Consider the following 26,153-nt stretch of genomic DNA (forward strand, 5'->3'; position numbering starts at 1 on the left):
CCCTTTTTTGAGAACTTATGAAAAATCGCGTTATTTGGTTGGTTGTCGGTGGTGGATTGTTAGGTGTGAGCCAACAGATTGCGTTAGTCGTGTTGCCGCTTTTAGCTGATGTAATGCAAACTCCCTATGAGACGCTTGTTAATTGGCAGGCTGCTGGTTCATTTCTATTTTTATTTTCAAGTGTTTTTTGGGCTAAAGTGGTCGCTAATAAAGGCTGTAGCTTTGTTATAAAAGTGTCATCTGCAGGATTTATTCTCAGCAATTTACTCCTGATGTGTGTGTGGTTAGTACAAACAAATTATTCAGTCGAATTAATGTTAACCCTGTTTATTTTGAGTCGCATTATGCACGGGATATTCAGCAGTGGGGTTGTGCCTCAATTGCAAATTAGTGCTTTGCAGATTTTTTCAAAAAATAGTATTGGTGCTTTAGCAAAGGTCAGTTTAGGTGGCACTTTAGCGAGGTGCCTCACACCCATAGTATGTTTAGGTTTATTACTTGTTTCGCCAATATGGGTATTTGCACTGCCGATCATATTGGGTGTGTTCGTATTATTGGCAACACCGGTAATACCTCATTGTGATATAAAAGCTCATGAACCAGCAAAGCCCAATCAACAGTGGGGGCTGCTGGCCGTTGCATTTATCTGTTCATTTAGTCTTTGTTATGGGCAATTCAGTCTTGTGCAAGTACTGTCTAAAACCCTCACAGATAATAGCGTTGCAGTCAGTCAGTGGGTGGCAGTAAATCTCGCATTAACAGCGGGGCTGAGTACATTTTTTCAATTATATTTTATTAAAAAACAAAAGATTGATTCAGAGTCCTTGCTTGTTTTAAGTGTCGGGGCTGCTCTTTTAATGGCTTTGATTAGTTCACTAATGAGTTCTATTATGGCGCTTTGTGTGTTTATTGCATTTACATTCGTTGCACTCAATAGTGCAACGCTAGCTTATACCAATATCATTGTTTCAAAGGCAGGGAAGCAGTTCACAAACTATATTGCGACACTTCATACCGTGGGTTATGCCGTTGGCGCTTTATGTGTCAACTTATCGTTGAGCATGCCTTATGGTTTAGTCAGCGCTGCATTAACGGCAGCATTTAGTTTTATTTTGTATCGATTTATCGCTCATGTTCATTCAACGCGAGCGAGCTCTATTTAAAAAGTGGTAATGATTGTTCAATGGTATTTGTAGTAATATGCCAAAATTCACATAAGACACGAGTGTCGTTGGGATTAAAAGCGATTTATCCAATGCAGTGCTTATGATGCCACGAAAGTCGACATCACGATGGATGCGGTATAACAATAAAAATTTGAATGAGGATTCACTATGACAAAAATTGCTGTTTTCGGCGCGAATGGCCGAATGGGTAAAGTATTATGTGAAGCAGCCAATGCTTCAGCGGGTAACGAGTTAGTGGCTGCCTACGTGCGTGAAGGAAATGATTTGATAGGTACGCACGTTAAAAGTGTCGTTAATTGTGTTGATTCAAATATCATTTATACACAAGAAGATTCAGGTTTTGCTCATGTTGAGGTAGCGATTGACTTCACGTTGCCTGCGGGTATGAAAAACCACTTAGCTTTAGCATTGAAAAATAAAATCCCAATGGTTATTGGTACAACCGGCCTCAATGGTGAAGATATGCAAGAATTAGCCGATGCAGCAAAACATATCCCGATAGTTTTTGCGCGTAATTATAGCGTTGGAGTTAATTTACTGCTTAACTTAGTACAAACTGCCGCCACTAAATTTGGTGACGATTTAGACATTGAAATATTTGAAGCGCATCACCGCCATAAAATCGATGCCCCATCGGGCACTGCGTTAGCTATTGGAGAAGCAATTGCCCAGGCGAAAGGGTGGGATCATGATGACGTTGCTGTTTACGATCGTAGTCAAGTTGAGCAAGCCAAATCACAAAAAGAAATCGGCTATTCAGTGCTTAGAGGTGGCGACATAGTTGGTGAACACACCGCATATTTCGCAACTTCTGGCGAAAGGCTTGAATTAACTCACAAAGCAAGTTCTCGAATGACCTTTGCATTAGGTGCTGTAAGAGCTGCAGGCTGGTTGAAAAACAAACCAGCTGGACTTTATGATATGCAAGATGTGCTTGACTTGAAGTAGTTAAGGTGCCTTTTTGGCGGTTTGACGTGTTTTCCAGCTAATAGCGCTTATTTTTACTATTTAATGAATTACCGTTAGACCTAAAGCGTAAATTACTATAGAATAGCGCCAATTTGCCAAAAATTCATAATTGCGTGTTTCCAATCGCTATAAACGGGTAGTAAAGCAAATGACTTTACGCCCGTTTTTTACTGTTAGGAGGTTAACTTGACTAAATCCGCTCTGTTAGTTCTAGAAGACGGCACAGTGTTTCGCGGTACTGCAATCGGCGCTGACGGCATGTCAGTCGGCGAAGTAGTATTCAATACGTCTATGACTGGTTATCAGGAAATCCTGACTGACCCTTCATACGCGGAACAAATCGTAACTTTGACGTACCCACATATCGGTAATACGGGTACTAACAGCGAAGACGAAGAAGCGGGTCACATTTGGGCGAAAGGCCTAGTGATCCGTGATTTGCCACTGCTAGCAAGTAATTTCCGTAACGAGCAATCGTTAGATGATTACTTAAAACAACGCAATATCTTAGGTATTGCAGATATCGACACTCGTAAGTTGACTCGTATTTTGCGCGACAAAGGTGCTCAAAACGGCTGTATTATTGCAGGTGATGATATCGATGAAAGCAAAGCGCTCGCAGCTGCGCAAGCCTTCCCTGGCTTAAAAGGCATGGATTTAGCAAAAGTAGTCTCAACCAAGGAAAATTTTGAGTGGCGTGAATCAAGCTGGACATTAGGCGCTGGGTTTAAAACCTTAGACGCGGCTGATGAAAAGTTTCACGTTGTAGCCTACGATTTCGGTGTAAAGCGTAATATCTTACGTATGCTAGTAGACCGTGGTTGTAAACTAACCGTTGTACCTGCACAAACCTCAGCAGCGGACGTGTTAGCACTAAACCCAGATGGTATCTTTTTATCAAATGGTCCAGGAGATCCAGAACCATGTACCTACGCAATTGATGCAATTAAAGCGTTTTTAGAAACAGAAACGCCAATTTTTGGTATTTGTTTAGGGCACCAATTATTAGCATTAGCATCGGGTGCAAAAACCGCAAAAATGAAATTTGGTCATCACGGCGGTAACCACCCTGTGAAAGACTTAGACCGAGATGTTGTGATGATCACGGCGCAAAACCACGGTTTTGCTGCTGACGAAGCAAGCTTACCAGCTAACCTTCGTGCAACGCACAAATCATTATTCGACGGTACATTGCAAGGTATTCATCGCACAGATAAGCCAGCGTTTAGCTTTCAGGGTCACCCAGAAGCAAGCCCAGGCCCGCATGATGCAGCCCCATTATTTGACCACTTCATCGACCTGATGCAAGCGCGTAACAACTAATTAGACTGGAGTAATAATGCCAAAACGTACCGATTTAAAAAGCATTCTTATTTTAGGCGCTGGCCCGATCGTAATCGGCCAGGCCTGTGAATTTGACTACTCTGGTGCTCAAGCGTGTAAAGCACTTAGAGAAGAAGGTTATCGAGTTATCTTAGTTAACTCTAACCCTGCAACAATTATGACTGACCCTGAAATGGCTGATGCGACGTACATCGAACCAATTCATTGGGAAGTTGTTGAAAAAATTATTGAAAAAGAAAAGCCTGATGCAGTCCTTCCAACTATGGGTGGTCAAACTGCATTAAACTGTGCGCTAGACTTAGATAAGCATGGTGTACTGGCTAAGCACGGCGTTGAGCTAATTGGCGCAACGGCTGATGCAATCGATAAAGCAGAAAACCGTGAGCGTTTCGATGTTGCAATGAAAAACATCGGCTTAGAATGTCCACGTGCTGAAATTGCTCACTCAATGGATGAAGCTCGCGACACTATGACGCGCATTGGCCTACCATGTATCATTCGTCCTTCTTTCACCATGGGCGGCACCGGTGGCGGTGTGGCTTACAACATGGAAGAATTTGAAGAAATCTGTGAGCGTGGCTTAGACCTTTCACCAACCAGTGAATTATTGATTGATGAATCATTAATCGGTTGGAAAGAATACGAAATGGAAGTTGTTCGCGACAAAAAAGACAACTGCATTATCGTTTGTTCTATTGAAAACTTTGACCCAATGGGTGTGCACACAGGCGACTCAATCACCGTTGCACCAGCACAAACATTAACCGACAAAGAATACCAAATCATGCGTAATGCCTCTATGGCAGTACTACGTGAGATTGGTGTTGAAACCGGTGGTTCTAACGTACAGTTTGGTGTTAATCCTGTTGATGGCCGTATGGTTATCATTGAGATGAACCCTCGTGTATCACGCTCATCGGCGCTTGCTTCTAAAGCAACGGGTTTCCCAATTGCTAAAATTGCAGCAAAGCTAGCGGTAGGTTACACCCTTGATGAACTTCAAAACGATATCACTGGCGGTAAAACACCCGCATCGTTTGAGCCGTCAATCGATTATGTAGTAACAAAAATTCCTCGCTTTAACTTTGAAAAATTTGCCGGTGCAAACGACCGTCTAACAACGCAAATGAAGTCAGTGGGCGAAGTAATGGCGATTGGTCGTAACCAACAAGAGTCATTACATAAAGCATTACGTGGTCTTGAAGTTGGCGCAACGGGCTTTAACCCGATAGTGGCACTTGATGACCCGAAAGCGAAAGAAAAAATCATTCGTGAATTACGCGAGCCGGGCGCAGAGCGCATTTGGTACATTGCTGATGCAATGCGTCACGGTATGAGTGTTGATGATGTATTTGAACTGACTAAGATTGACCCTTGGTATTTAGTACAGATTGAAGATATCTTAAAAGACGAAGCAAAAATTTCAGAAGTAGGCATGGCAGGCTTAAATGCCGACTTCCTACGTAAATTAAAGCGTAAAGGTTTTGCAGACCCACGTATCGCTGAAATTGCCGGTGTATCTGAAGCTGAAATTCGTAAAAAGCGTCATCAATTAAACATCGTGCCAGTTTATAAGCGCGTAGATACCTGTGCAGCTGAATTTAGCTCTGATACTGCTTACATGTATTCATCATACGATGAAGAGTGTGAAGCGAACCCATCTGACCGTGATAAAATCATGGTTATCGGTGGTGGTCCTAACCGTATCGGTCAAGGTATTGAGTTTGATTACTGTTGTGTACACGCAGCGCTTGCGCTTCGTGATGACGGTTATGAAACAATCATGGTTAACTGTAACCCTGAAACGGTTTCAACTGACTATGACACCTCAGATCGCTTGTTCTTTGAGCCAATTACGCTTGAAGATGTACTAGAAATCGTCCGTGTTGAAAAGCCAAAAGGCGTTATCGTGCAATACGGTGGTCAAACACCACTGAAACTTGCTCGTGAGCTTGAAGCTAATGGCGTGCCAGTGATTGGTACATCACCAGATGCAATTGACCGTGCAGAAGACCGTGAGCGTTTCCAGCAGTTAGTTGAACGTTTAGACCTATTACAGCCAGAAAATGCAACCGTGACTTCAACAGAAGAAGCGATTGCAAAGTCTGCTGAAATTGGCTTCCCACTGGTTGTACGTCCTTCGTACGTACTAGGTGGTCGCGCGATGGAAATCGTTTATGACGAGCAAGACTTACGTCGTTACATGACTGAAGCCGTATCTGCATCAAACGAAGCACCAGTATTACTTGACCGTTTCTTAGATAACGCGATTGAAGTTGACGTTGACGCAATTTGCGACGGCGAACAAGTCATTATCGGTGGCATCATGGAGCATATTGAACAAGCCGGTGTTCACTCAGGTGACTCAGCATGTTCATTACCTGCGCACTCATTAACGCAAGAAGTACAAGACGTTATGCGTAAGCAAGTAACCGATATGGCACTTGAGCTTGGCGTAGTTGGTTTGATGAATACTCAGTTTGCTGTTAAAGATGGCAAAGTGTACTTAATCGAAGTAAATCCGCGTGCAGCGCGTACTGTACCATTTGTATCTAAAGCGACAGGTGTAGCACTTGCAAAAGTAGCGGCACGTTGTATGGCGGGTCAATCACTTGCAAGCCAAGGCATCATCAAAGAAGTTATCCCACCGTATTACAGCGTAAAAGAAGTTGTACTACCGTTTGCTAAGTTCCAAGGTGTTGATCCAATCCGTGGCCCAGAAATGCGCTCTACGGGTGAGGTAATGGGTGTTGGTGATACTTTCGCCGAAGCATTCGCTAAAGCACAATTAGGTGCAAGCAATACTTTACCACGCGGCGGTCGCGCGTTACTATCTGTTCGTAATAGCGATAAGCCACGTATTGTAGAACTTGCAAAAACCATGACAGACCTCGGTTTTGAAATAGATGCTACAGGTGGTACAGCTGCAGCCCTTGAAGACGCTGGAATTACCGTTCGTCGAGTAAACAAAGTATTTGAAGGTCGCCCGCATATTCTTGATAGAATCAAAAATGGCGAGTATAGCTATATCGTGAATACCACCGAAGGTCGCCAAGCGATCGAAGATTCGAAGGTGTTACGTCGTGGTGCATTGCAACACAAAACTAACTATACCACGACCTTGAATGCGGCATTTGCTAACTGTACTGCAAACCAAGCAGACGACCGCAGCAAAGTGACGTCAGTTCAAGAACTACACCAGCGATTGAACTAAGGAAATGTGCCAAGGCCGTTATTCGCGGCCTTGGGATTAAGTGAGAAAAGTATGCAAACAATTCCGATGACAGTTCGTGGCGCAGAGTTACTGCGTAAAGAGCTTAACGAATTAAAAACAGTTACCCGTCCTAAAATCGTTGCTGATATTGCTGATGCGCGTGAACACGGTGACTTAAAAGAAAACGCTGAGTATCATGCTGCGCGTGAGCAACAGGGTTTTTGTGAAGGCCGTATTCAAGAAATTGAAGCGAAGCTTTCAAACGTACAAATTATAGATGTAACAAAATTACCAAATACAGGTAAAGTTATTTTCGGTACCACTGTGACAATTGTAAATGTTGAAACAGATGCAGAAGTAACATACCAAATTGTAGGTGATGATGAAGCGGATATTAAAAACAATCGTATTTCGGTCAATTCACCGATTGCTCGTGGCTTGATTGGTAAGCAGGCAGATGATGCTGTTATTATCAAAACGCCAAATGGCGACGTTGAATACGAAGTAATCGAAGTTGAGTACGTTTAAATACTTTACTGACTTTGCGTTTAAAAAAAACCGTTGATATTCAGCGGTTTTTTTATGCCTGAAATCTGCATTAGAAGATTTAACTGAGCACAGTTAAAAACTCGACATCTGTAAAAAATTTAGGTACGTTGGGCTTACGGAACCCATTATTGATGGGATATTTTTGCATTTAACGTCAGTACAAGGAGATTTATGGAGTCAATAATTTTCCCAGCGCCTCTAAAAGGAGGTGACAAAATTGCCATATGTGCTTTTTCTAGCTGTGTTGAAAAGCCTTATCATGTTCGCTTAGATGCAGTTATTCATGGACTAAAGTTACGTGGTTATCAAGTTGTTGAAGGAGAGTGTCTTCGACATTTAAAGTCAGCGAAAGAAAGAGCCGATGAACTAACTCGTTTTTTACAGGATGATTCAATTGCTGCCGTTATGCCACCTTGGGGGGGCGAGTTGGCAATGGAAATCCTGCAGTATATTAATTTTGATGCCATTAAATCTTATCGCCCAAAATGGATTGTTGGTTTTTCTGATGTCAGCACTTTTATGTGCATACTAACAGCGCGGTGCGGGTGGGCTACATTACACACTGCAAATTTGATGCAACAGCACCCTGATGAAACAGACCCTCATTGTTTGCAAGTATTTGATGTGCTAGCGCTTAACAAGGGTGAGCAGTTTGAGCAACTACCCGCCGAGTATTACCAAGACAAAACAATCAATTATGCAACAGAGCCTAATGCATTATTTAATCTTACGCAGCCTAGCCAATGGCGTTGTTTAAATTACAAGGATGTCAGAGACATTGAGCTCACAGGGCGGTTGTTTGGTGGCTGTTTAGACAGTCTCAATGTTTTACTTGCGACGCGATACCTTGATTTACATTCATTTAAACAAAGTTATGCGCAAGAGGGTTTGGTGCTTTATCTCGAAAATGCAGAATTGTCTCCTACGGCTGTAGCGCGTAGCTTAATGGCATTGAAGCTCAATGGTGTTTTTGCAGACATCAATGGTATTGTTTTGGGGCGAAGTGCCTTAGTAAAATCACCTTACCAAGATATTGATTATTATGATGCAATTGAGCTTGCCCTCGGTAAATGTATTTTCCCCGTAATCATTGATGCCGACATTGGTCATGTTGCACCCAATATGAGCTTAGTTAATGGTGCTTTTTGTACTTTAAAAGCGAAAATTAATAAAGGACTAGCCAGTGAAGTGAGTGTAACAACTTCATTAAAATAGACTGAGTAGCCCATGCACAGGCATGGGCTTTACTATTTATAATAGTGTTATAACATGCTCTTTTGCTAAACGAGACTTAGGCAATTTAGCATTGTAGTCTTCTTCACTTTCATGGTAGCCAATAACTACGGCTACATCACAAATATAACCATCCAATTCTTGTTTAAATTCTTCACCGATAAGCTGCGCATCAACACCTTCCATTGGGGTGGAATCAATACCTAAACGTGCCGCTGCGTGCATAGCGTTGCCTAAAGCAATATAAGTTTGTGCTTTGGTCCAAGTGGCATTGTTACCAGCTTCGTCAGTATTTAAATCTACAAACGCGTAAGCGCCAAAAGCTTGTTCGCGGTTTTCACTTTTAGTGCGGCCATTTTTTATATCTGTATCGATTACTTGCGCATAATCATCACGGGTATATGTTGGGTTGTAAGCAAATAAAATAGTGTGCGAAGCCGCTTTAATATGGGGTTGATTGAATTGAAACTTGTTTTCAAAAGTTCGGTGCATCCGATCTTTTGCTTGATCTGATTCAATTACAATAAACTTCCATGGTTGAGAGTTGATCGATGAAGGAGAAAGGCGGATAGCTTCAATGAGGACAGCTAAATCTTCAGCAGATACACGTTTAGTTTTATCGTATTTTTTAGCCGTATAGCGTGTTGTTAAATCAGTAATGATTGGGTGTGTCATAATGGGTTCCTGTATAAATCTTTTACAATTGCTTGCCGTTGCACGAATATTAACGCTTGCATTAGGGTTAATAAACAGCATAATAATTGAATCATTATCAAATATAATTAGATAATATGCAGGTTGATGATCTAAAGCTGATATTAAAAGTTGCTGAGCTTAAAAGTATTACCTTAGCTGCAGCAAAACTTGATATGCGCGCTGCAACAGCCAGTGCAGCCATAAAACGGGTTGAAGCATCTTTGGGTACTGAGCTTTTTGTACGCACCACTCGTCATTTAAGGTTATCTGCAGCCGGTGAGCGCTATATCCCTCAATGTGAGCAGGCGATTGCGGTGCTCGAAATTGCAAAGCAAAACCTCAAAGGTGAACACGATGAAATAGAAGGGGAGTTACGCGTTGCGCTTTCATCAGATTTGGGGCGCAATTTAGTGATCCCCTGGATAGATGAAATAATAGATAGGTTCCCTAAGGTCAGCTTACGTACCCACATAAGTGATAGTAATATAGACTTTTATCGTGATTCTGTAGACATTGCACTTCGCTATGGTTCGCCTAGTGATACAAACGTATATGGCTTTAAAATTTGCAATGTTCCGCGTTTATTATGTGCAACTAAAGCGTACATCCTTGAGCATGGAAACCCACAACACCCGAACGATTTACTGAACCATCAAGGCCTTTTTTATCAACTCCAAGACATAATCAATAATGTATGGGAATTCACGGACGGTCAAAACAAATACAAAGTAAAAATGCAAGGTAGGCGGGCATCTAACGATGGCGATTTAGTAAGGCGTTGGTGTGTTGGCGGTAAAGGACTTGCCGTAAAATCGGCGCTGGATATTGCAGATGATCTTATTAATGACAGAGTAATTACACTCATGCCTGATTACCAACATACCTGCGGCGAGCTGTGGCTTATTTGCCCAACTAGACAATCAATTACACCTGCGGTGAGGTTGCTTCGCGATGTATGTCGCGAAAAAGCAAAAGCAAAACTTACGGCATTAATAGATAAAGGTATACTCGATGAGAGTGTGTTGAAGGACTAAATTGAAACGCGCTTGAGTAAAAACAAGCGCATTTTTTATTTTAATTAGTCGCTTACTGGCTGTGCTTTTTATCTGTTCGCAACTGATTAATAGCCTGCTGAGCGCTTTCACTGTTCGGGTCTAACTCAAGCGCTCGTTGGTAGCTTTGTAAAGCAAGTGAATATTTTTTTGCTGCCATATATGCTTCACCTAAACTATCATGGGTATTGGCTGAATCTGGGTATTTAATAGCATTTAGCTCAAAGATAGTTATTGCAGCCTCCAGCTCTTTCATTGCCATCAATTCATAACCAAAATAATTAATGCTTCTTTCTCTAAGTGCGATATTTTGCACATCCAACTGGTTATACTTGCTCTTTAGTTTTGCAATGCCGCCAGTTTTCAAAGCATTATAAAGTTGGCTATCGACATTTTCAGTTGCAGGCTTATATGACTTGCCATAAAAAATATCAGTCAAACCTCTGCTCATAGGTGTAAGTGGAGCACCGCCGGTATTATTAAGAATAACGACCAATAATTGGTCTTCAATGATTCGGCTGATAAATGCATTAAATCCATCAATTCCTCCGCCGTGCTGAATTTGTGTGAGGGGTTTACCATATTTATTAGACTCTAACTGATTTACTTCCCAGCCAAGAGCATAATTACGTTGTTCCGATACCGTATACATTTGGTTTTTTAGTTCTTCATTTAATAATACGTTTGTGTAAAGAGCCTGATCCCATTTAACAAGGTCCCGTGCAGTTGAGTACATAGAGCCCGCAGCGTAGGGGATTGACATATCTAAGTAATCAGCATTTTTATAACCATCTAAATTATTGCTATACCCTGATGCACGCTGTGGGATTATTTTTGTGTGTGAGTCGTAACCTGTATCATGCATATTTAGCGGGGTTAAAATACGCTGTTGTAATACATCTTGGTAGCGCTTTTGAGTGACCGCTTCAATAACCGCACCTAAAATAAAGTAGCCTGAATTGCTATAACTAAATTGTGTACCCGGTTCAAAGAGCAGGTCCTCGCTACACAATAATTCAATAAACTCATTAACTGTGTATGGATTACGGCTAATTCGTGCTCTAAAGTCTTTTGTCCGAGTGTAATTATCAAGCCCTGATGTGTGGTTTAATATCTGCCTTATCGTAATTTTATTACCAATATCTTGACGGTAGCTTGGCAAGTATGTGCTTAAAGGCGCATCGAGTTGTAATTTTTCTTGCTGTACTAATTGTAAAATAAGCAGCGCAGTGAACTGTTTAGTAATTGAACCTATTCGAAACTTTGTCTGGGCGGTATTTTTAATATCCCATTCGAAATTAGCATGGCCATAACTTTTCTCAAACAGAATATCGCCTTGCTTTGCCACCAACACATTGCCGTTAAATTGTTTTAACTGATGAAACGAATTGACAAAATTATCCATTTCTTTGGCAACTGAGTTAGCCTTTACTGCCTGTGCCATGGTCAGCAGTACAATCGTCAGCAAGATAAAATAAAGAGTAGAAACGGTGACTTTCATGTTTATCCTTTAATAAAACCGTTTATTTAGTGAACTATTGTTAGCGCGGATAGTTGACAAAGTAAATCTATATCGTGTTGATTTATTGTGATTAAAATATGCATTATTGCTTTTTAGAATATAAAAAAGCCCGCGCTGTAAACAACTCGGGCTTGTTGGTTGGTATGTCAGTTTTTATAACTGGGTAGGGTTAGCCTTGTTGTCAATAACACCATTCTTTGCACAAACATCAATGACAGGGTCTTTACCGCGAACTTTACGAATGACACGCTTTAAGTCCTCTAGTGCTACATATTGGCACGGAATTAAAATCAGGGTAATTACTGTGGCAAACAGTACACCAAACGCAAGCGATACAGCCATTGGAATAACTATTTTTGCTTGTAAGCTGGTTTCCATAATGATTGGAAGTACGCCAATAAATGTAGTAATCGAGGTGAGCAAAATAGCTCTAAAGCGACGTGCGCCTGCTTGCATAACAGCATCTTTGATTGAAACACCATCAGCGCGGGCTTTGTTAACAAAATCAACCATAACTAATGAATCGTTCACAACAACCCCCGCTACCGCGATGATGCCAAAGATTGATAAGCCGCTCATGGTCATACCTAAAACCATATGACCAAACATAGCGCCAATTACACCGAATGGGATCACTGACATAATGATTAATGGCTGTGAATAAGAACGTAGTGGTATTGCTAATAATGCAAATATAATCATCATTGAAAGTGCAAAATCGCGTACTTGCTCAGCCACACTGTCCATTTCTTCTTGAATACGTCCAGCAACACTACTTTGCACGCCTGGGTAATTCTTCAGTAGGGAAGGTAAGTATTCATCACGTATTTCTTGTGCTATTGCAAATGGTTCAACTTGTTCAGAATTAACCGCTGCCCAGACATTAATTGTACGTTTTGAGTTTTCACGGCGAATACGGTTAACACCATCAACTAGATTTACTTGCGCAATTTCTGCCAGTGGCACTTCAGCACCGCTTGGTGTAATAATGCGCACACTTTCAATATCACTGATTGAGTTACGTGCTTCTTCTGGATAACGGATCATGACCTTGATTTCTTCGCCATTACGTAAAATACGTTGTGCTTCAAGACCGTAATAACTAAAGCTAACTTGTGATGCAACATCTGACAGTGTCAGCCCCATGCTGTAAGCAAGTGGTTTAAGGTCAAGTTGTACTTCGTCAGTAGCGCTTTGCATTGAGTCATTTACATCACCCACACCTTCCATGCTATTTAGCTTTTCTTTCAGCTTGGCCGCAACCTCTTTAAGTTGCTTAGTATCCTTACCTTCTAAACGGAAGCTAATATCGCCATCATCCCGACCGCCATTCATTATGCTGTCTTGAATTGTTAGCGTTTTAACACCTGGTAGAGGTGGCATTTGTTCACGCCATAAGGCGCTAAGCGCAAACGTATCGATAGGGCGTAAGTCTGGCTCGATCAATACCGCCATGATGCTCGCATTGGTGCGCCCACGCAGGCTCACTGATAAATCGCGCACCATCGCCGTGCCATACTGTTCTTTTAGTTGCTTATCAACATTTAAAATCACTTGTTCAATTTGTTGTGCCGTTGCTAATGTGGCTTGCTCAGATGACGCTAAGTTCATTTCCACAGAAATGCGTGGAAAATCATGTGGGATCTTAGGGTTGGCAACAAATTTAACTAAGCCACCCGCGAACATACCGCCACTCACAATCAGTACACACACAAACCCCATGATGACGGCATAACGATAATGAATACAGCGAGCAATAAACGGTGTGTAGTAACTTTCAACAAAGCGTTTTAACCCGCCATCCATCACTGTACGTAAGCGATGAAGTGGATTTTTAGGATTTGGCTTACGCACTTTCATAGCAGCTAAATGCGCAGGGAGTATCAGCTTAGACTCAATTAATGAGAAAATTAAGCAGAGAATAATAACCCCACCAATGGCTTTGGAAAACGCAGCGCCAGGGCCTGTCGCTAATGTTTGTGGTAAGAAGGCTGCAATGGTCGTTAACACCCCAAAGGTTGCAGGCATTGCGACACGTTTAACGCCGCGCACGACGTTATCAAGAGAGTGGCCGTGCTTTTCAATTTCAGCACTGGCAGACTCACCAACAACAATGGCGTCATCAACCACAATCCCCAATACCAGTATGAATGCAAATAATGAGGCCAAGTTGATAGTGATATCTAAAAAGCCCATAGGCATCATTAAAAAAGCGCCCAAGAACGATACAGGTAATCCCATCATTACCCAAAATGCCAAGCGTAATGGTAAAAAGAGTGCCAGCACGACCATAACTAAAATGCCGCCCCATACCATGTTGTCGATCATCATATCTAAACGCCCTTCAAGGTAGTACGTTAAATCAACAATAGGTGTTAATTTTACGCCAGCAGGAAGAGTGTCAGCTTTATCTGCTAAGTATTGCTTTAACACTTTAGCAACTTTGGTTATGTCTTGATCTTTGGATGCATTTATTTCGAAAGAGAGGGAGTTCTTGCCGTTATACTTAGAGTATTGTAAACCTTCTTCAAAGCCGTCATTAATCGTGGCTACATCTCCTAAATAGACTTGTGCGCCGTCAGGTAATAATATCAGAGGCAGTTTTTCAAACTCATTACCACGGTAGGCTTGTTTTTCAACACGCATCGAAATATAGCCATTTTCAGAGCGTATTTGCCCCGCTGACATATTCGCTGAAAAGGCACGAACAGCGCTTGATATATCTCTGAAGGTTAAGCCATATTCACGCAGTTTATCTGGGCTTACTTCAATTCCTATTTCGTAGTCTAAGCCACCGTTAAAATTAACGAGGTTAATTTGTGGCAGTGCTTGCAGCTCATCTTTTATGTTGTTACCCAGCTCTTTAAGCTGATAATTACTCATATCACCGTATAGTGCGAGTATCATTACTTCTTGCTCGAACTTATTGTGACGAACAATAGGGCGCTCCATACCTGCAGGAAAGGTATTGATAGCGTCAACTTGCATTTTTATTTCGTCGAGTACTTCCTTGGTATCGTATTTTTCATCTACTTGAATCCACGCTTGTGAAAAGCCACGATTTGAATAGGTGATTTTACGTTTTAAGCCTTCTAGCCCTTCGAGGCCTTCCTCAACTTTAATTGTTATACCTTCTTCGACCTCTTGAGGCGCTGCGCCAGGGTAGACTGCTTGTACGCTGATCCAGTTATTTTCAAACTGTGGAAACATTTGTTTGCGTATTGAAAAGGCCGTTAAAATACCGCCCACTAAGATAAAAATCATAAGTAAGTTTGCAGCAACTGGGTTGCGTGCAAACCAGGCTATTAAGCCTTTTTCACTGTGAATGGTCATGGCTTATTCCTCTTTTAACGCAAGCTGTGTTGCGCTTTTAGGAGACGCTAAATCATTTAGTTTTACTTGCATCCCTTCGGTAGGGAACTCCAACGCAGAGGTGATTAACTGCTGACCTTGATTGAGCCCAGCACTGGCGATAACCATGCCATTTTGTTCGCGGACAATGTTGAGTGTTTTGAATGATAAAGTTAAATCATCATTTAAAACGGCAATTTTGTTGTCTTTAACAAGGTGATGAGGAACAACAATCGCATCATTCAGTGTTTGGCCTGTAATGTTGGCGTTAATGTATGAGCCAAAACGCAGAGGCTGTTTACTTTGGTAAGGTGTATTTACTTGAGCGACCAAATAGCTCATACGGCTCTTTTGGTCGATAACCCCTTCACTACGGACTATTTTAGCTTGCCATGTTGTTGGTTTGCCAGCATATTCAGCCGTTAGCGTTGCAGTTGCGCCAATGCCTCCATTTTCTAAATACTGGAGCTCTTTGTCGGCAACGGGTAAACGGATTTCAGCAATTGATGTAGAGCTTAATGCACCAAATTGGCTACCAGGATTAACAACGCTACCTAAGCTAATATCACGCGCAGCAATAATGGCATCGTAAGGTGCTTTAATATAGGTGCGTTCTAAGTTTCTAACAGCACGCTTTTCAGCAGCTTGAGCAGCACGATAGCGCGCAAGTTTTTCAGCCAATTGAGGTTTGCGTAAATAAAGATTAGAAGGGATTATTTGGTTAGAGTCATCTTTTATACGATCCCATTCCGCTTTTGCTACATGCGCTTGGGCGCGTTCAATTTCTAAGTCAGCGCTTGCTTGTGCTAAACCAGCTTGTGCTTCAATAAGTGCAGCTTCATAATCATTTGGGTCAATTCGTGCTAAAATGTCGCCTTGGCTAACAAATCCACCTTGTACAAATTGTTCTGATACATAGACAACTTGACCACTTACCTGGGCAACTAACTGTGTATGATCTTTGGCTTTAACGACACCATAAGATTTTACATCTAAAGAAATGGCATCCAGGTTTACTGCATCAGTAGAGACGAGCGGACGAGTATCTTGTTCTGGCTTTTCTTCTGGTGGCTGTTTCATTGATGAGAAACCAGCTGCCAGTGCTATGCCGCCGACCAGTACGGCAATAGGTAGAATTATTTGTTTTTTAGTAGCCACGGGGCTTTCCTCATAATTAGGTGACAGCCTAATGATAATGAATAAAGTATTTATATGTCGTGTGAAGATGTAACAAGTCATTACATAATTAACAAAGTGGTGGTATTGGGTAAAAAGGGGTGAATATGAAAACACAAGCTATGAACTGTCGATTGGGGTGCGGAGCATGCTGTATTGCACCGAGTATTAGTTCTCCAATTCCTGGTATGCCAAATGGTAAAAAAGCCGGTGAACGATGTATTCAATTAGATAACAATAACTTATGTAAGTTATTTGGTGATGCAAGCAGGCCAAAAGTGTGCAGTGATTTTACTGCTACCTTAGATGTGTGTGGGCAAACAAATGAACAAGCGTTAACTTTAATTACAGAATTAGAGCAAATGACGTGATTTTTTGAGCTGAAAAAATTAAAAAACCGCGTAATAAACGCGGTTTTTTTGACATATCTTTTTTTGCTCTTTACCAACTGTATGTTGCACTGAGAGTGTATTGTTCACCGCGACCCGGTGTACCGGGTATTTCTTCAAACGATTCGCCCCATAAGTTATCAGCAGCAAGCGTAATAAATAAATTATCAACCCCTGTAGGTGTTAGTTTTACGGTTAAGTGGGTAAATAGCGCCGAATCATCGCCACTGCGTAATGCATTTTCATGTTGCTTTCGCCATTCGTTATCAATGCGAAACTCTAACATATCTGTAGGCGTCCAAACTGCGCCAAGGGTAATGCGATGATCAGGAAAGTTAAGTGCGTAAAAGCTGGCATCAATATCTTGTGTGCTATAGGTTTCTGACTTGTGCAAGTAACTATAACTGCTGATAAGCTCGAGAGTATCAAAGTGTTTGGTTGCTAAGAACTCTACGCCTGAAGTGTCAATATCAACGGGGTTGGCAGCACGGGCAAATACGGAGTCAAAGCTGTAAGTCCAGTCAGTTAAGTTTTCATCTTGTCGATAAAACAGCGCTGAGTTTAGTTGCCAAGTTTGCTGTTCAAGTAACAAACCAAGTTCTAGATTTTGTGTGGTTTCGCGCTCAAGGTTGTAATTACTTCTGAATAACCCACCGGAATCACTACCGCCAATGGCTGTGTAACCTGCAACTTGGCTTGCTTGTGCAAACGATAAATAAACAGTGCGCTCAGAGCCATCAGTATTAACGATGTTCCAATTTATATCGCATAATAGGGAAAATTCTGAATCATCTCTATTGGTATCATCATAGGCTGCACCTAAACGAACCGTGAGTAATTGATTATTGGCAATATCTGTTTGATATTCAGGCAACACACTTAGTTTATAATAATTACGCGAGGTAAAGTTATTCTCAAGCGTGGTGGATTCAATTGAATCTTCAATAAATTGAGCTGAGTAGTTTAAAGCAAATGATTGACTTTGGGCATGGCGACCAGAGAAACCTATCGATTTAACAGTCGTTTCATGAAAGGCTTCAAAGGCGCTTGGATTCTCACGCGAATAGATATAATGATCGTTGTTTTTACGATAATAAGCTGATACCTCAAATGAGCTATATGCTGCATAGTTTTGTTGGTGATTAACTAAAAACAGCTCTGTATCCAAGTCTTCGGTTTCATTTACACCAAAAGGAGTATACATATTTGGCCAACCAAAAAACTTTTGTTGTGAACCATAGAAAAGATCAGTTTGTGATTGCGGCCCACTTAATTGCACGCGCGCTGATGCACGGCTAAAGTCATGATCGCCATACTCTATGGTGCCGTCGCTTTGTGAGTGCGAATACTCACCTTGAAATCCTAATTGCCAGTTTTTCACCCCTTCAAGAGGCATAGCAACGGCCGCATTCACGCTTTGTAGATTAAAGTCGTTGCTACCAACCCCTAAAGAAGCACTGCCGCCGGCTTTAATTGGTGTCCACCCAAAAGCAACTGTTCCTACTGAGCTATTCATGCCATAAAAAGCATTATCAACGCCAGTAAATATTTTAGCACTGCTAAGCATTTGTGGCGCAATAGGAATTTCAGCAAAGTAATGCCCCGATTGAGGGTCGAATAACGTTACGCTGCCAACACTAAAACCAGTGTTTTCAAAGATACCACCACGTATCGTGACATCGGCTTGTGCCTCGGCCATATTGCGTGATTGCAAGTCAACTCGAGGATCATACTCTAAGTTAGACACAGGGGCATCGAAAGTACCTACTGGTAGTTGGTTTGCCGTAGGGGACGCACTAACGGTAATTTTTTCTATTTCAGCTAATTCAGTTGCCTCATTAGCAAGGGTATAGCCTGATAGTGAAGTCATTATTGCTGGGATAATAAAGTGCGGGGCACGTTTCATTTTTAGTAATCTTCTTTATGTTTTAGTGCTAACAATTAAATGCGTATCACATTATGTGCGTGATAATATAAGCGTATTGCAAGGCGATTTTGCGCCGTATTGTACATTAATACACAAAAACTGCATGTGAAAATAGCTAATCCAGTGGATGCATAAATTGTGTGTGTTTAAGAATTTAGGTTAATTTATCAATGAGCAAAGAAGATAAAGCGATAAGCTTGCAGCAAAGTACGGTTTATTTTGCTGGTGGCTGTTTATGGGGAGTGCAAGAGTTTATGAAGCATGTCCCAGGAGTTGTAAACACGCAAGCAGGGCGAGCAAACGGTAGCAGCAATACAACAGAGGGTGAATACGATGGGTATGCGGAATGCGTAAAAGTTATTTTTAACCCTGAAGCCATCGTGCTAGAGCAGTTGTTCGACTCCTTCTTTGAAATCATAGACCCCTACAGTGTTAACAAGCAGGGGGAAGATGAAGGAGAAAAATACCGAACGGCTATTTATAGCCAACAGCCTGAGCATTTAACAGCTGCTACCAATTACATAAACCAGCGTGACGATGCAAACAAAATTGTCGTGGAAGTAAAGCCGCTAATAAATTATGTAAAAAGTGATGAGGAACACCAAGACAGGTTGAGTCGTTTTCCAAATGATTACTGCCATATTCCGCGAGATTTACTGCATAAATATAAAACCAATTAGTTTCTTTACAAGCATAAAAAAGCTCACCAAAAGTGAGCTTTATATCGTCTTATTTATTTAGTTTTCCTGGTGGGAAGCCAGATAAAATAGTTGCTACGGCTTTGTTTACTGCTTCAGTGCGCTGTTCAGGTGACTGTTTTTTCTTTAATCGGCCTTCTCGGGCACCGCGCCAAACTAATTGGTTTGATTCGCGATCAATAACATCAAGAATAAGAGTACCTACTTCGTATTCATGAGTGGTAGTTTGTGTGTTGTAGCCAAGGCCCCAATAATTCCAGCGAGCGCCATAACCAACATTAAATGTATCAGAGTCAATTTTGGTGTCTACAGATGCATGATAGTTAAGTAATACGTCAGCACTGCTTTCATCTACCAGTGACATACCTTGCGCTTGTAATTGTGTATTTACAGCTTCGCGAACGCGCTGTTCCATTAAAGGGCTTATTTGATAATTGTCTGCATTAGCTAAAGTCGCTTGTGGCATCCAAGCAAATGTTTTGTAGTTATTAAAATCAACTGACTTATCATAATCAATGTCAGGGGTTTTAGCGCATGCTGCCAACATTAATACAGCAGCTGCAAGTAATAGGTTTCTCATGGGTTTGCTCCTTGGCAAATTTTATAGCTCTATTTGTTTGATAACATAACATAAAAATAATTCAACGAAATGTTATCTTTTTAGTCAATCTAGTTAAAATATATACAACCATAGAGCAAGATTAGTTATTACTAGCTGAATAACCGATTAACTGACTATAATTCAGTCTTTACTCATGTTCTACTTCAATCCAATCTTTTTCATCTACCCAGTTTTGAGCGCCATCTTTGACCGAGCGGATAGGCACAATGTAATCACAACTGACTTGTGGTTTAACTGAAGCAAAAATTGGCACAAAGCCAAAGCTTAAAGCTGTTTCGATAATCGCCTTTTGGTTTTGTGGATCGATATCGGCGGCCTCATCAATGTAAATTGGAATACGGTACAGGTTTTGTTCTTGATCACTCAATAAATAGCGAATAAACAACATGCCGCATAATAATTTAATAGTGATACGGGTGCCGTTTGAACCGGCAGAATCAATTTTATCAAAGTGTTCAGTCTCACCTGCGCGATTGACCACTTCAAAGCGAATATCGAATAAGTCGGTCAGCGTTAACCCCGCTTTATCAGAGGCCAGTTGAATAAGGTGATCTTTGGCTTCATTCACTGCGCTTTCGCTGTAAGGCTCTTGGCTTAGTAAATCAAGGGTATCGCCTTGCTCAAATTGATTTGAGGTGCTGATGATAGTATCAATACTATCTACCAACATTTTGCGCGGTATCACGTTAATTTTAAATGCTTGTAAGTTTGAAATCCGATGCTGACTTATGCCTTTATTAAAGCTATTCATTTCGCGGCGCAGGCGGTCTAAGTCTTCGCGTAGGCCTTTTATTGTGGCAGCCACTTCGGTCAGTGCAACACGGGCATGGCGTTCAACGGCATCACGTTCGTTATCAATATTATGATATGCGCTGATCAGTTTTTGATATTTAGTAAACTCGTCATTTTCATTATCAAACTTTGTGATACCTGCATTATAAATATGTAAATAGGTATTACGTACGTTGATATCAAAATTACGCAGCTCTTGGCAGTCTTTATTAAAGTGATGGACTAAATCGCTTAAGTTATCAAAGTCGATTTGAATATCAATCATGTAAGGGGTGACTTTACCGCTGTACAAATCAAGGGTGTGGTCGATTCGCTCAGATTTAACTTGGCGCAGACGATCGGCTTGGCGTGATATAAACTCCTTTTTAGACTTTATAATCGAACGTCTGTCCGCAATTGAGCCGCTATTTTTTTGAATATCTTGTAAATAATCATCTACCTGATCGCGCTCAGCTAATAACTGCTCTTTTAACATGGCTTGGGCATCGATAGATTGCAGCATGACTTCATATTGCTCAAAGCGTTTTAACGCGCTTTCACAGCTCATTAGCTCATCGTATAGGGCATCTTTTTCTTTTTGTTTATCAGCAACATTAGCAGCTACTTCACGCTGTTGTTTAAATTCTTTTAATGAATTTTCAAGCGCACTTAATTGAGCTGTAAGTTGCTCTTTGTTTTCACCTGTTTGCATTTGTACAGGGGAGAGCTTTTTCAGTTTAATGGTCGCGCCGGGCAGGGTAAGTATGCCGCCTTTGACGTTATCAGATAACTGCGCTAGGAATTCGCCAAAGGCATCTTCGTCGCTAATATCAATATCGCCACTGCTGGTGGTTGCAAACGAGAGAATATCTGGGTTTAAAATACGTGAAATTTCTTCCACTTCTTTAAGTGATAAGTCCTCGCGCATGCGAGTAAACAAATTAAATTCAAGGTTTTTAAGTTGCAGCTTTAAACTTTTAATTTGTTTTTGAGTTTCGCTGATACGGTAATCAAGGGTGTGTAAACTTTGCCCCTGGGCACTATTAATGGAATGCGACAGTGACTCATAATCTTGTTTCAACTGACCAAGGTTCACTTTGAGCGTTGCCATATTAACCAGTTCAAACTCAGCTTTTAACGCATTAAAGTCTAAAAACCATTGTTCAATTTGGGTTTGCTTACGTTCTATATCTCTTGATTGCTGAACGTAGAGCTGCTGTTTTTGTTCAAACTCGTGTTTTTCGTGCTCAATGTCCTCAAGGGCAATATTTAGCTCACTAAGTTGTGCCTCTTGATAAGTATCAAAATCAATTAATGCTTGGTCAATTTTAGGGGCGTAGGCGGCCAATTTGCCTTTGAGAACAGTTTGGTTTTCAAGCATTGATTCAAGCGCGCTGATTGGCTCTTGCATTGATTCAAGGGCTTTTAATTCACGTTTAGCTCGGTTTACTTTATCAAATGAACGGCGCCACACTTCATAAAAATCAACTTTCGAGTTCGACATGTGGCGTTCAAACACGCGCAGCATAAAGCGTTTAACATCGGCAGCGCCAAGCTTGTGTAAGTTTAGAATACGGCGAAAAATCTCTTTATAAATCGCCGAGTCTTGCACATTGTTAAGCGGGATCATTTTTAAGTTAATGTCGCCATCAAACGGTGTTGCGCCGCCTGTAAGTAAGGCGTTTAGCTCTTGGGCTTTAAGCTCAATCGGGTTAAAGCCTTGCTCTTTTAAGTGATTAAACAGCTTGGTGAACTTAATAATGGTTTTGCCTTGAGTGTATTGCTCAAGGTTGAGCTTGCCTTGGTAACAAAAAAATTGATGCGCGTAGCCGGCAATTTTACCAAGCCCCGCAACACCAATAACCACTGGGCCTTGTGGTAAATTGGCCTCGAGTAAGATGTAGGATTGATCAGACGAAAAATAAAACTTTCGGGTTTCGTCTAAATCATGGCCGTCCCATTCTGTTAGGCGTAAATCGTTAATAAGTGGAAATTGTAGGGCGTTTATTACCGAACTTTTACCGGTGTTGTTAGGGGCGCAAATAGAGCTACTTTTATCCAGCGGGATAACACATTTGGCATAACCTGCGGTGTTTAATAATGCCAGTTTACTGAGGCCGTATAGATTTTGCATTACTCGTCCTCTCCTAGGTAAGTTTCTTCATTTACTTCCATCAATGCATCGATATAACGATAAACAGGGGCTTGCAGCATAAAGCCACCTTCAACTTCACGAGCAAGGCCGAGTCGAACCATACGTAAGTACACATCTTTACGTAAATCTGAGCCTGAAAAAATCTCTAACTGATCAAATAAATGTTTGTTCATTTGCACCAAGGTTTGCATTAATTCTAAATCGTTTACTTCATCAAACAGTGCACGCATCGGATCTTTACCGGTATTAGCGTAGTGTTCAATTAAAATATACACGGTGAGTGCGATTGCACGAGAGATTTTGCCCATGTTGGGTGTGCTCTCGTCACTAGCAAAATAATAAAAGCCGCGGCTATCGTGCTGTAAGTCATGACCAAGTGAGCTAAATAGCGCACTGTATTGCTCAATGTGTTGATCAAGCTCTTGCCACATCAAGGTGTCTTGTTCACTAATGTGATAACCCGTTACCAGTTTTTTATTGATGGCTTGTAGGTGGGTTAATTCATCTAAATTAATTTGGCTCATAATAGTTACTCATTCCCTGTTTGATTTTGTTCTGTGTCAACAGGCTTGGTATTAAATGGAAAGAGCGAAAAGTGCTGTCCGGCGATTTTAACCCGCATTTTTGCATCGCTTTGGCTTATTTCAATATCAGTATCGCTAACGAGTTTTTGATATAAAAATAGCATTTCGTCGGCTTCAAGTTCAGGGTAACTTTCCCCCAGGAAAGTTAATAAAGGCTCTGGCTTTTTACGTTTAGCATTAAAACGCTTTTTAAAGCTGGTTTTAACATTGTTATAATCAGGAATATTCGGCGTGACATATGCGGGCACATCTTGTTGGTCGGGCAATTCATATTCACTGTGCTCAAATTCCACCAAGCCTGCCATGTAAGCGACCATATGGCGTTGCTGACCCAATGAAAAACGTTGTGCGTCAGACACAAAGTGTGGTTGCACACTGCTTAGCATGTTATCCACGCCATTTTTACGAATTAAACCAAGTACCTTCGCCGCTTGGCGGGTGATCATATTATTACGGCGTAATTCTTCACGCAGGGGCATCAGCATATCAGCACTTTTGCGCAAGCTCTCGCGCCCAAGCAAGTGCATCTCTAAAATACGTGTGCGTAATTGCTCTAGCATGCGTTTATCTTGATACGCTTTGCCTGAGCGCTCGATATGCGCTATTTGGGTACTTATTTGTTCTTCAATGTTACTAAAGCAAGCATGAAAATCGCCGCGGATGTCTACCATTTCAAGCATGGGCTCAATGTATTCATCAAAGGCTTCAATCACAGCTTTGTAGCGCTTTTGCAGCGATTGCACTGCATTGTTAGCTTTTGCTTGCTCAACAATATTCAAAATAGCATTTTCGTTATGGGTAAACAGCTTCATTATTTTACGCACCCGATCATCCATAATGCGGCTAAAGCGGCGTAGTTCATCGTAGTCTTCAATTTCACCCGCATTAGCAAGGCGGTTACCTAATCGGGCTAAATCGTCAACCAATACGCTAATTTCTTGTGCCAACCCCAAGTGTTCTTCTTGCAATAAAAAAGTGGCGAAATCGGCAATAGCACGGTTTATTTCCAACTGAGACGATTTCGCTAAAGGAATAATAATATCTTGATTTAAAAGTCGGTTGGTTTCTTTATAAATGCGCTCATTTGACCAAGTAGGTTGTTTTTGTTTGATCGCATTTTGTACGTCTTTTAAGCTAAAATCAGCCATCTTAAAACGTTTAAATAATAGTTCTAACATTCCCCAGTGTTCGGTAAGGGTATTTAGCAACTTTTTAGCTGGGATCATAACGCTCCAGTAAATCTAATATAGGCAGTTTCAGCGATTAGTTAAAAATAGGTAAATGGCAATAGTTTTACAAAGCCTTTGGTGCTAGACTGCGCGCCGTGTCACACAGGTGACATAAGAATGCAATTTTTACATTTTTCTAAAGGTTGTTCAAACACCATGGTAACGTCAATTATCCTAACCCTGATAGCGGTCGCATTTGTGCTCATCGTTATAGAGGATATTATCCATGTAAACAAGGCCAAAACTACGCTTTTCTTTGGTACTTTATGCTGGATTATCTTATTTATCTCGCCGCTTAACGGGCAAAGCCCCGAAAATATACAACATCAACTTGATCACAATATTTTAGAGATTGCCACACTCTGGTTGTTTTTAATGGCTGCAATGACTTTTGTTGCCTATTTGAACTCCAAAGGTTTTATCCAAAATATTGTGCACAGAGTAATGCCAAGCGCCATAAGCGAACGAAGGCTGATGTTTTTAATAGGTGGGTTTTCTTTCTTATTTTCGTCGATTTCAGACAATATTACCGCCACGCTAATTTCTCTTGCTGTGGTGATGTCGTTAAAACTCGATCCGAAAAAGCTTATCAAATACGCTACATTAATTGTTTTTAGTGTGAACTCTGGCGGGGTGTCACTGATAACCGGCGATGTAACCACACTGATGATTTTCCTCGATGGCAAAGTCAGCATTGCAAACTTGCTATTACTTATTGTGCCAGCACTTACAAGTGTTGCACTGTTGGCAATTATGTTGTCGTTTGGCTTAAATGGTGCCGTTGAGTTTACCAAACAGCAAGAGCGCCGAATTGAAAAAACCGATATCACCATTGCGGTTATTTTCTTATCAACCATTATGGCTACATTAACACTTAGCGTACTTTACCAAGTACCACCGTTGTTAACCTTTTTGTTTGGCTTGTCACTGATGTTTTTAACCGCCCAGTTTTTAATGCGCAAAAAAGACGTAAACAAAAAAATTATCGATTACATTCGTGAAATAGAATACGACACCTTACTATTTTTTGTTGGTGTGCTGTTACTCGTTGGCGCATTAAAAGAAGTGGGCATGCTTAGTAAGTTCACACACCTATATGAGCTAATGCCAGCGCAATATGCAAATTACCTAATGGGTATTTTGTCAGCCGCCGTTGATAATGTGCCACTGACAGCAGCACTACTTAAAGCCGATATTATGATGAGTCCGCAGCAATGGCTATCGTTTACTTATGCCACTGGCGTGGGTGGCTCTATGCTTATTATTGGCTCGGCCGCGGGTATTATTGCTATGAGTAAAGTAAAAGCACTGACCTTTATGAGTTATCTGCGTATGTCGGTTTATTTATTGATTGCTTATACGGTAGGTTATGTTGGCTCTTATGTTGCTGGCAGTTTTATTTAATAGAGTGAGATTTAATAAAACAACTTGACAGCTAGACGTCTAAACGATAACTTTCAAAGCCCACTTTACAGTGGGCTTTGT

At 41.2% G+C, this 26,153-nt stretch carries 19 protein-coding genes; 10 read left to right on the forward strand and 9 right to left on the reverse strand.

The window, feature by feature from the left end:
• Positions 1-17: 17 nt before the first annotated feature.
• The 6 genes from C7Y70_RS12300 to C7Y70_RS12325 all read left to right on the forward strand — a co-directional run bounded on the left by C7Y70_RS12300 (position 18) and on the right by C7Y70_RS12325 (position 8,478).
• Positions 18-1,163, forward strand: a complete 1,146-nt coding sequence (locus tag C7Y70_RS12300; RefSeq protein ID WP_135475125.1) for a hypothetical protein — start codon at positions 18-20, stop codon at positions 1,161-1,163.
• Between the two features lie 171 nt (positions 1,164-1,334).
• Positions 1,335-2,135, forward strand: a complete 801-nt coding sequence (dapB, locus tag C7Y70_RS12305; protein ID WP_135475126.1) for a 4-hydroxy-tetrahydrodipicolinate reductase — start codon at positions 1,335-1,337, stop codon at positions 2,133-2,135.
• 207 nt (positions 2,136-2,342) lie between these two features.
• The gene (carA, locus tag C7Y70_RS12310; protein WP_135475127.1) at positions 2,343-3,479 is read left to right on the forward strand and encodes a glutamine-hydrolyzing carbamoyl-phosphate synthase small subunit; all 1,137 of its coding nucleotides are present in this window, start codon (positions 2,343-2,345) and stop codon (positions 3,477-3,479) included.
• Positions 3,480-3,495: 16 nt separating this feature from the next.
• Positions 3,496-6,714, forward strand: a complete 3,219-nt coding sequence (carB, locus tag C7Y70_RS12315; protein WP_135475128.1) for a carbamoyl-phosphate synthase large subunit — start codon at positions 3,496-3,498, stop codon at positions 6,712-6,714.
• 51 nt (positions 6,715-6,765) lie between these two features.
• Complete coding sequence (gene greA / locus C7Y70_RS12320; protein WP_087531652.1) at positions 6,766-7,242, forward strand: transcription elongation factor GreA; 477 nt, start codon at positions 6,766-6,768, stop codon at positions 7,240-7,242.
• Between the two features lie 192 nt (positions 7,243-7,434).
• The gene (locus C7Y70_RS12325) at positions 7,435-8,478 is read left to right on the forward strand and encodes a S66 peptidase family protein (protein WP_135475129.1); all 1,044 of its coding nucleotides are present in this window, start codon (positions 7,435-7,437) and stop codon (positions 8,476-8,478) included.
• A 36-nt stretch (positions 8,479-8,514) separates the two neighbouring features.
• Here the strand turns inward: C7Y70_RS12325 and C7Y70_RS12330 are convergent, their stop codons facing one another.
• On the reverse strand, positions 8,515-9,171 hold the full coding sequence (locus C7Y70_RS12330; protein ID WP_135475130.1) for a nitroreductase family protein: 657 nt from the start codon (positions 9,169-9,171) through the stop codon (positions 8,515-8,517).
• 116 nt (positions 9,172-9,287) lie between these two features.
• On the opposite strand from C7Y70_RS12330, the gene C7Y70_RS12335 reads away from it, so the two are divergent.
• Positions 9,288-10,226 carry a LysR family transcriptional regulator gene (locus tag C7Y70_RS12335; protein WP_135475131.1) on the forward strand — a complete coding sequence of 313 codons (939 nt, stop codon included), beginning with the start codon at positions 9,288-9,290 and terminating at the stop codon, positions 10,224-10,226.
• Between the two features lie 52 nt (positions 10,227-10,278).
• On the opposite strand, the gene C7Y70_RS12340 is transcribed toward C7Y70_RS12335, so the two are convergent.
• The 3 genes from C7Y70_RS12340 to C7Y70_RS12350 all read right to left on the reverse strand — a co-directional run bounded on the left by C7Y70_RS12340 (position 10,279) and on the right by C7Y70_RS12350 (position 16,275).
• Complete coding sequence (locus C7Y70_RS12340; protein WP_135475132.1) at positions 10,279-11,745, reverse strand: serine hydrolase domain-containing protein; 1,467 nt, start codon at positions 11,743-11,745, stop codon at positions 10,279-10,281.
• A 174-nt stretch (positions 11,746-11,919) separates the two neighbouring features.
• Positions 11,920-15,099, reverse strand: a complete 3,180-nt coding sequence (locus tag C7Y70_RS12345) for an efflux RND transporter permease subunit (protein WP_135475133.1) — start codon at positions 15,097-15,099, stop codon at positions 11,920-11,922.
• A gap of 3 nt (positions 15,100-15,102) precedes the next feature.
• Complete coding sequence (locus tag C7Y70_RS12350; protein WP_135475134.1) at positions 15,103-16,275, reverse strand: efflux RND transporter periplasmic adaptor subunit; 1,173 nt, start codon at positions 16,273-16,275, stop codon at positions 15,103-15,105.
• Between the two features lie 125 nt (positions 16,276-16,400).
• Here C7Y70_RS12350 and C7Y70_RS12355 point away from each other — a divergent pair, with 125 nt between their 5' ends.
• Positions 16,401-16,664, forward strand: a complete 264-nt coding sequence (locus tag C7Y70_RS12355; RefSeq protein ID WP_135475135.1) for a YkgJ family cysteine cluster protein — start codon at positions 16,401-16,403, stop codon at positions 16,662-16,664.
• 70 nt (positions 16,665-16,734) lie between these two features.
• Here C7Y70_RS12355 and C7Y70_RS12360 read toward each other — a convergent pair whose 3' ends face one another.
• Positions 16,735-18,588 carry a TonB-dependent receptor gene (locus tag C7Y70_RS12360; protein ID WP_135475136.1) on the reverse strand — a complete coding sequence of 618 codons (1,854 nt, stop codon included), beginning with the start codon at positions 18,586-18,588 and terminating at the stop codon, positions 16,735-16,737.
• A 191-nt stretch (positions 18,589-18,779) separates the two neighbouring features.
• On the opposite strand from C7Y70_RS12360, the gene C7Y70_RS12365 reads away from it, so the two are divergent.
• Positions 18,780-19,289 (forward strand): peptide-methionine (S)-S-oxide reductase, encoded by a 510-nt coding sequence (locus tag C7Y70_RS12365; RefSeq protein WP_135475137.1) that lies wholly within the window; start codon positions 18,780-18,782, stop codon positions 19,287-19,289.
• Between the two features lie 49 nt (positions 19,290-19,338).
• Here the strand turns inward: C7Y70_RS12365 and C7Y70_RS12370 are convergent, their stop codons facing one another.
• From C7Y70_RS12370 to C7Y70_RS12385, 4 genes are all read right to left on the reverse strand, one after another.
• Positions 19,339-19,887, reverse strand: coding sequence for a DUF4136 domain-containing protein (locus C7Y70_RS12370; protein ID WP_135475138.1), 549 nt, complete (start codon positions 19,885-19,887; stop codon positions 19,339-19,341).
• A 169-nt stretch (positions 19,888-20,056) separates the two neighbouring features.
• On the reverse strand, positions 20,057-22,834 hold the full coding sequence (locus C7Y70_RS12375) for an ATPase (RefSeq protein ID WP_135475139.1): 2,778 nt from the start codon (positions 22,832-22,834) through the stop codon (positions 20,057-20,059).
• Entirely contained in the window at positions 22,834-23,379 is a 546-nt protein-coding gene (locus C7Y70_RS12380) for a hypothetical protein (protein WP_135475140.1), read from the reverse strand. Before C7Y70_RS12380 ends, C7Y70_RS12375 begins: the two co-directional genes overlap by 1 nt.
• 5 nt (positions 23,380-23,384) lie before the next feature.
• Positions 23,385-24,665 (reverse strand): hypothetical protein, encoded by a 1,281-nt coding sequence (locus C7Y70_RS12385; RefSeq protein WP_135475141.1) that lies wholly within the window; start codon positions 24,663-24,665, stop codon positions 23,385-23,387.
• A 159-nt stretch (positions 24,666-24,824) separates the two neighbouring features.
• Between C7Y70_RS12385 and nhaD the strand changes: the two genes are divergently transcribed.
• Positions 24,825-26,072: a sodium:proton antiporter NhaD gene (gene nhaD / locus C7Y70_RS12390; protein WP_099295789.1), complete on the forward strand. Its 1,248-nt coding sequence runs from the start codon at positions 24,825-24,827 to the stop codon at positions 26,070-26,072.
• Positions 26,073-26,153 lie beyond the last annotated feature (81 nt).

Origin of the sequence: Pseudoalteromonas sp. KS88, from assembly GCF_004766475.1 — a bacterium.
Taxonomy (GTDB): domain Bacteria; phylum Pseudomonadota; class Gammaproteobacteria; order Enterobacterales; family Alteromonadaceae; genus Pseudoalteromonas.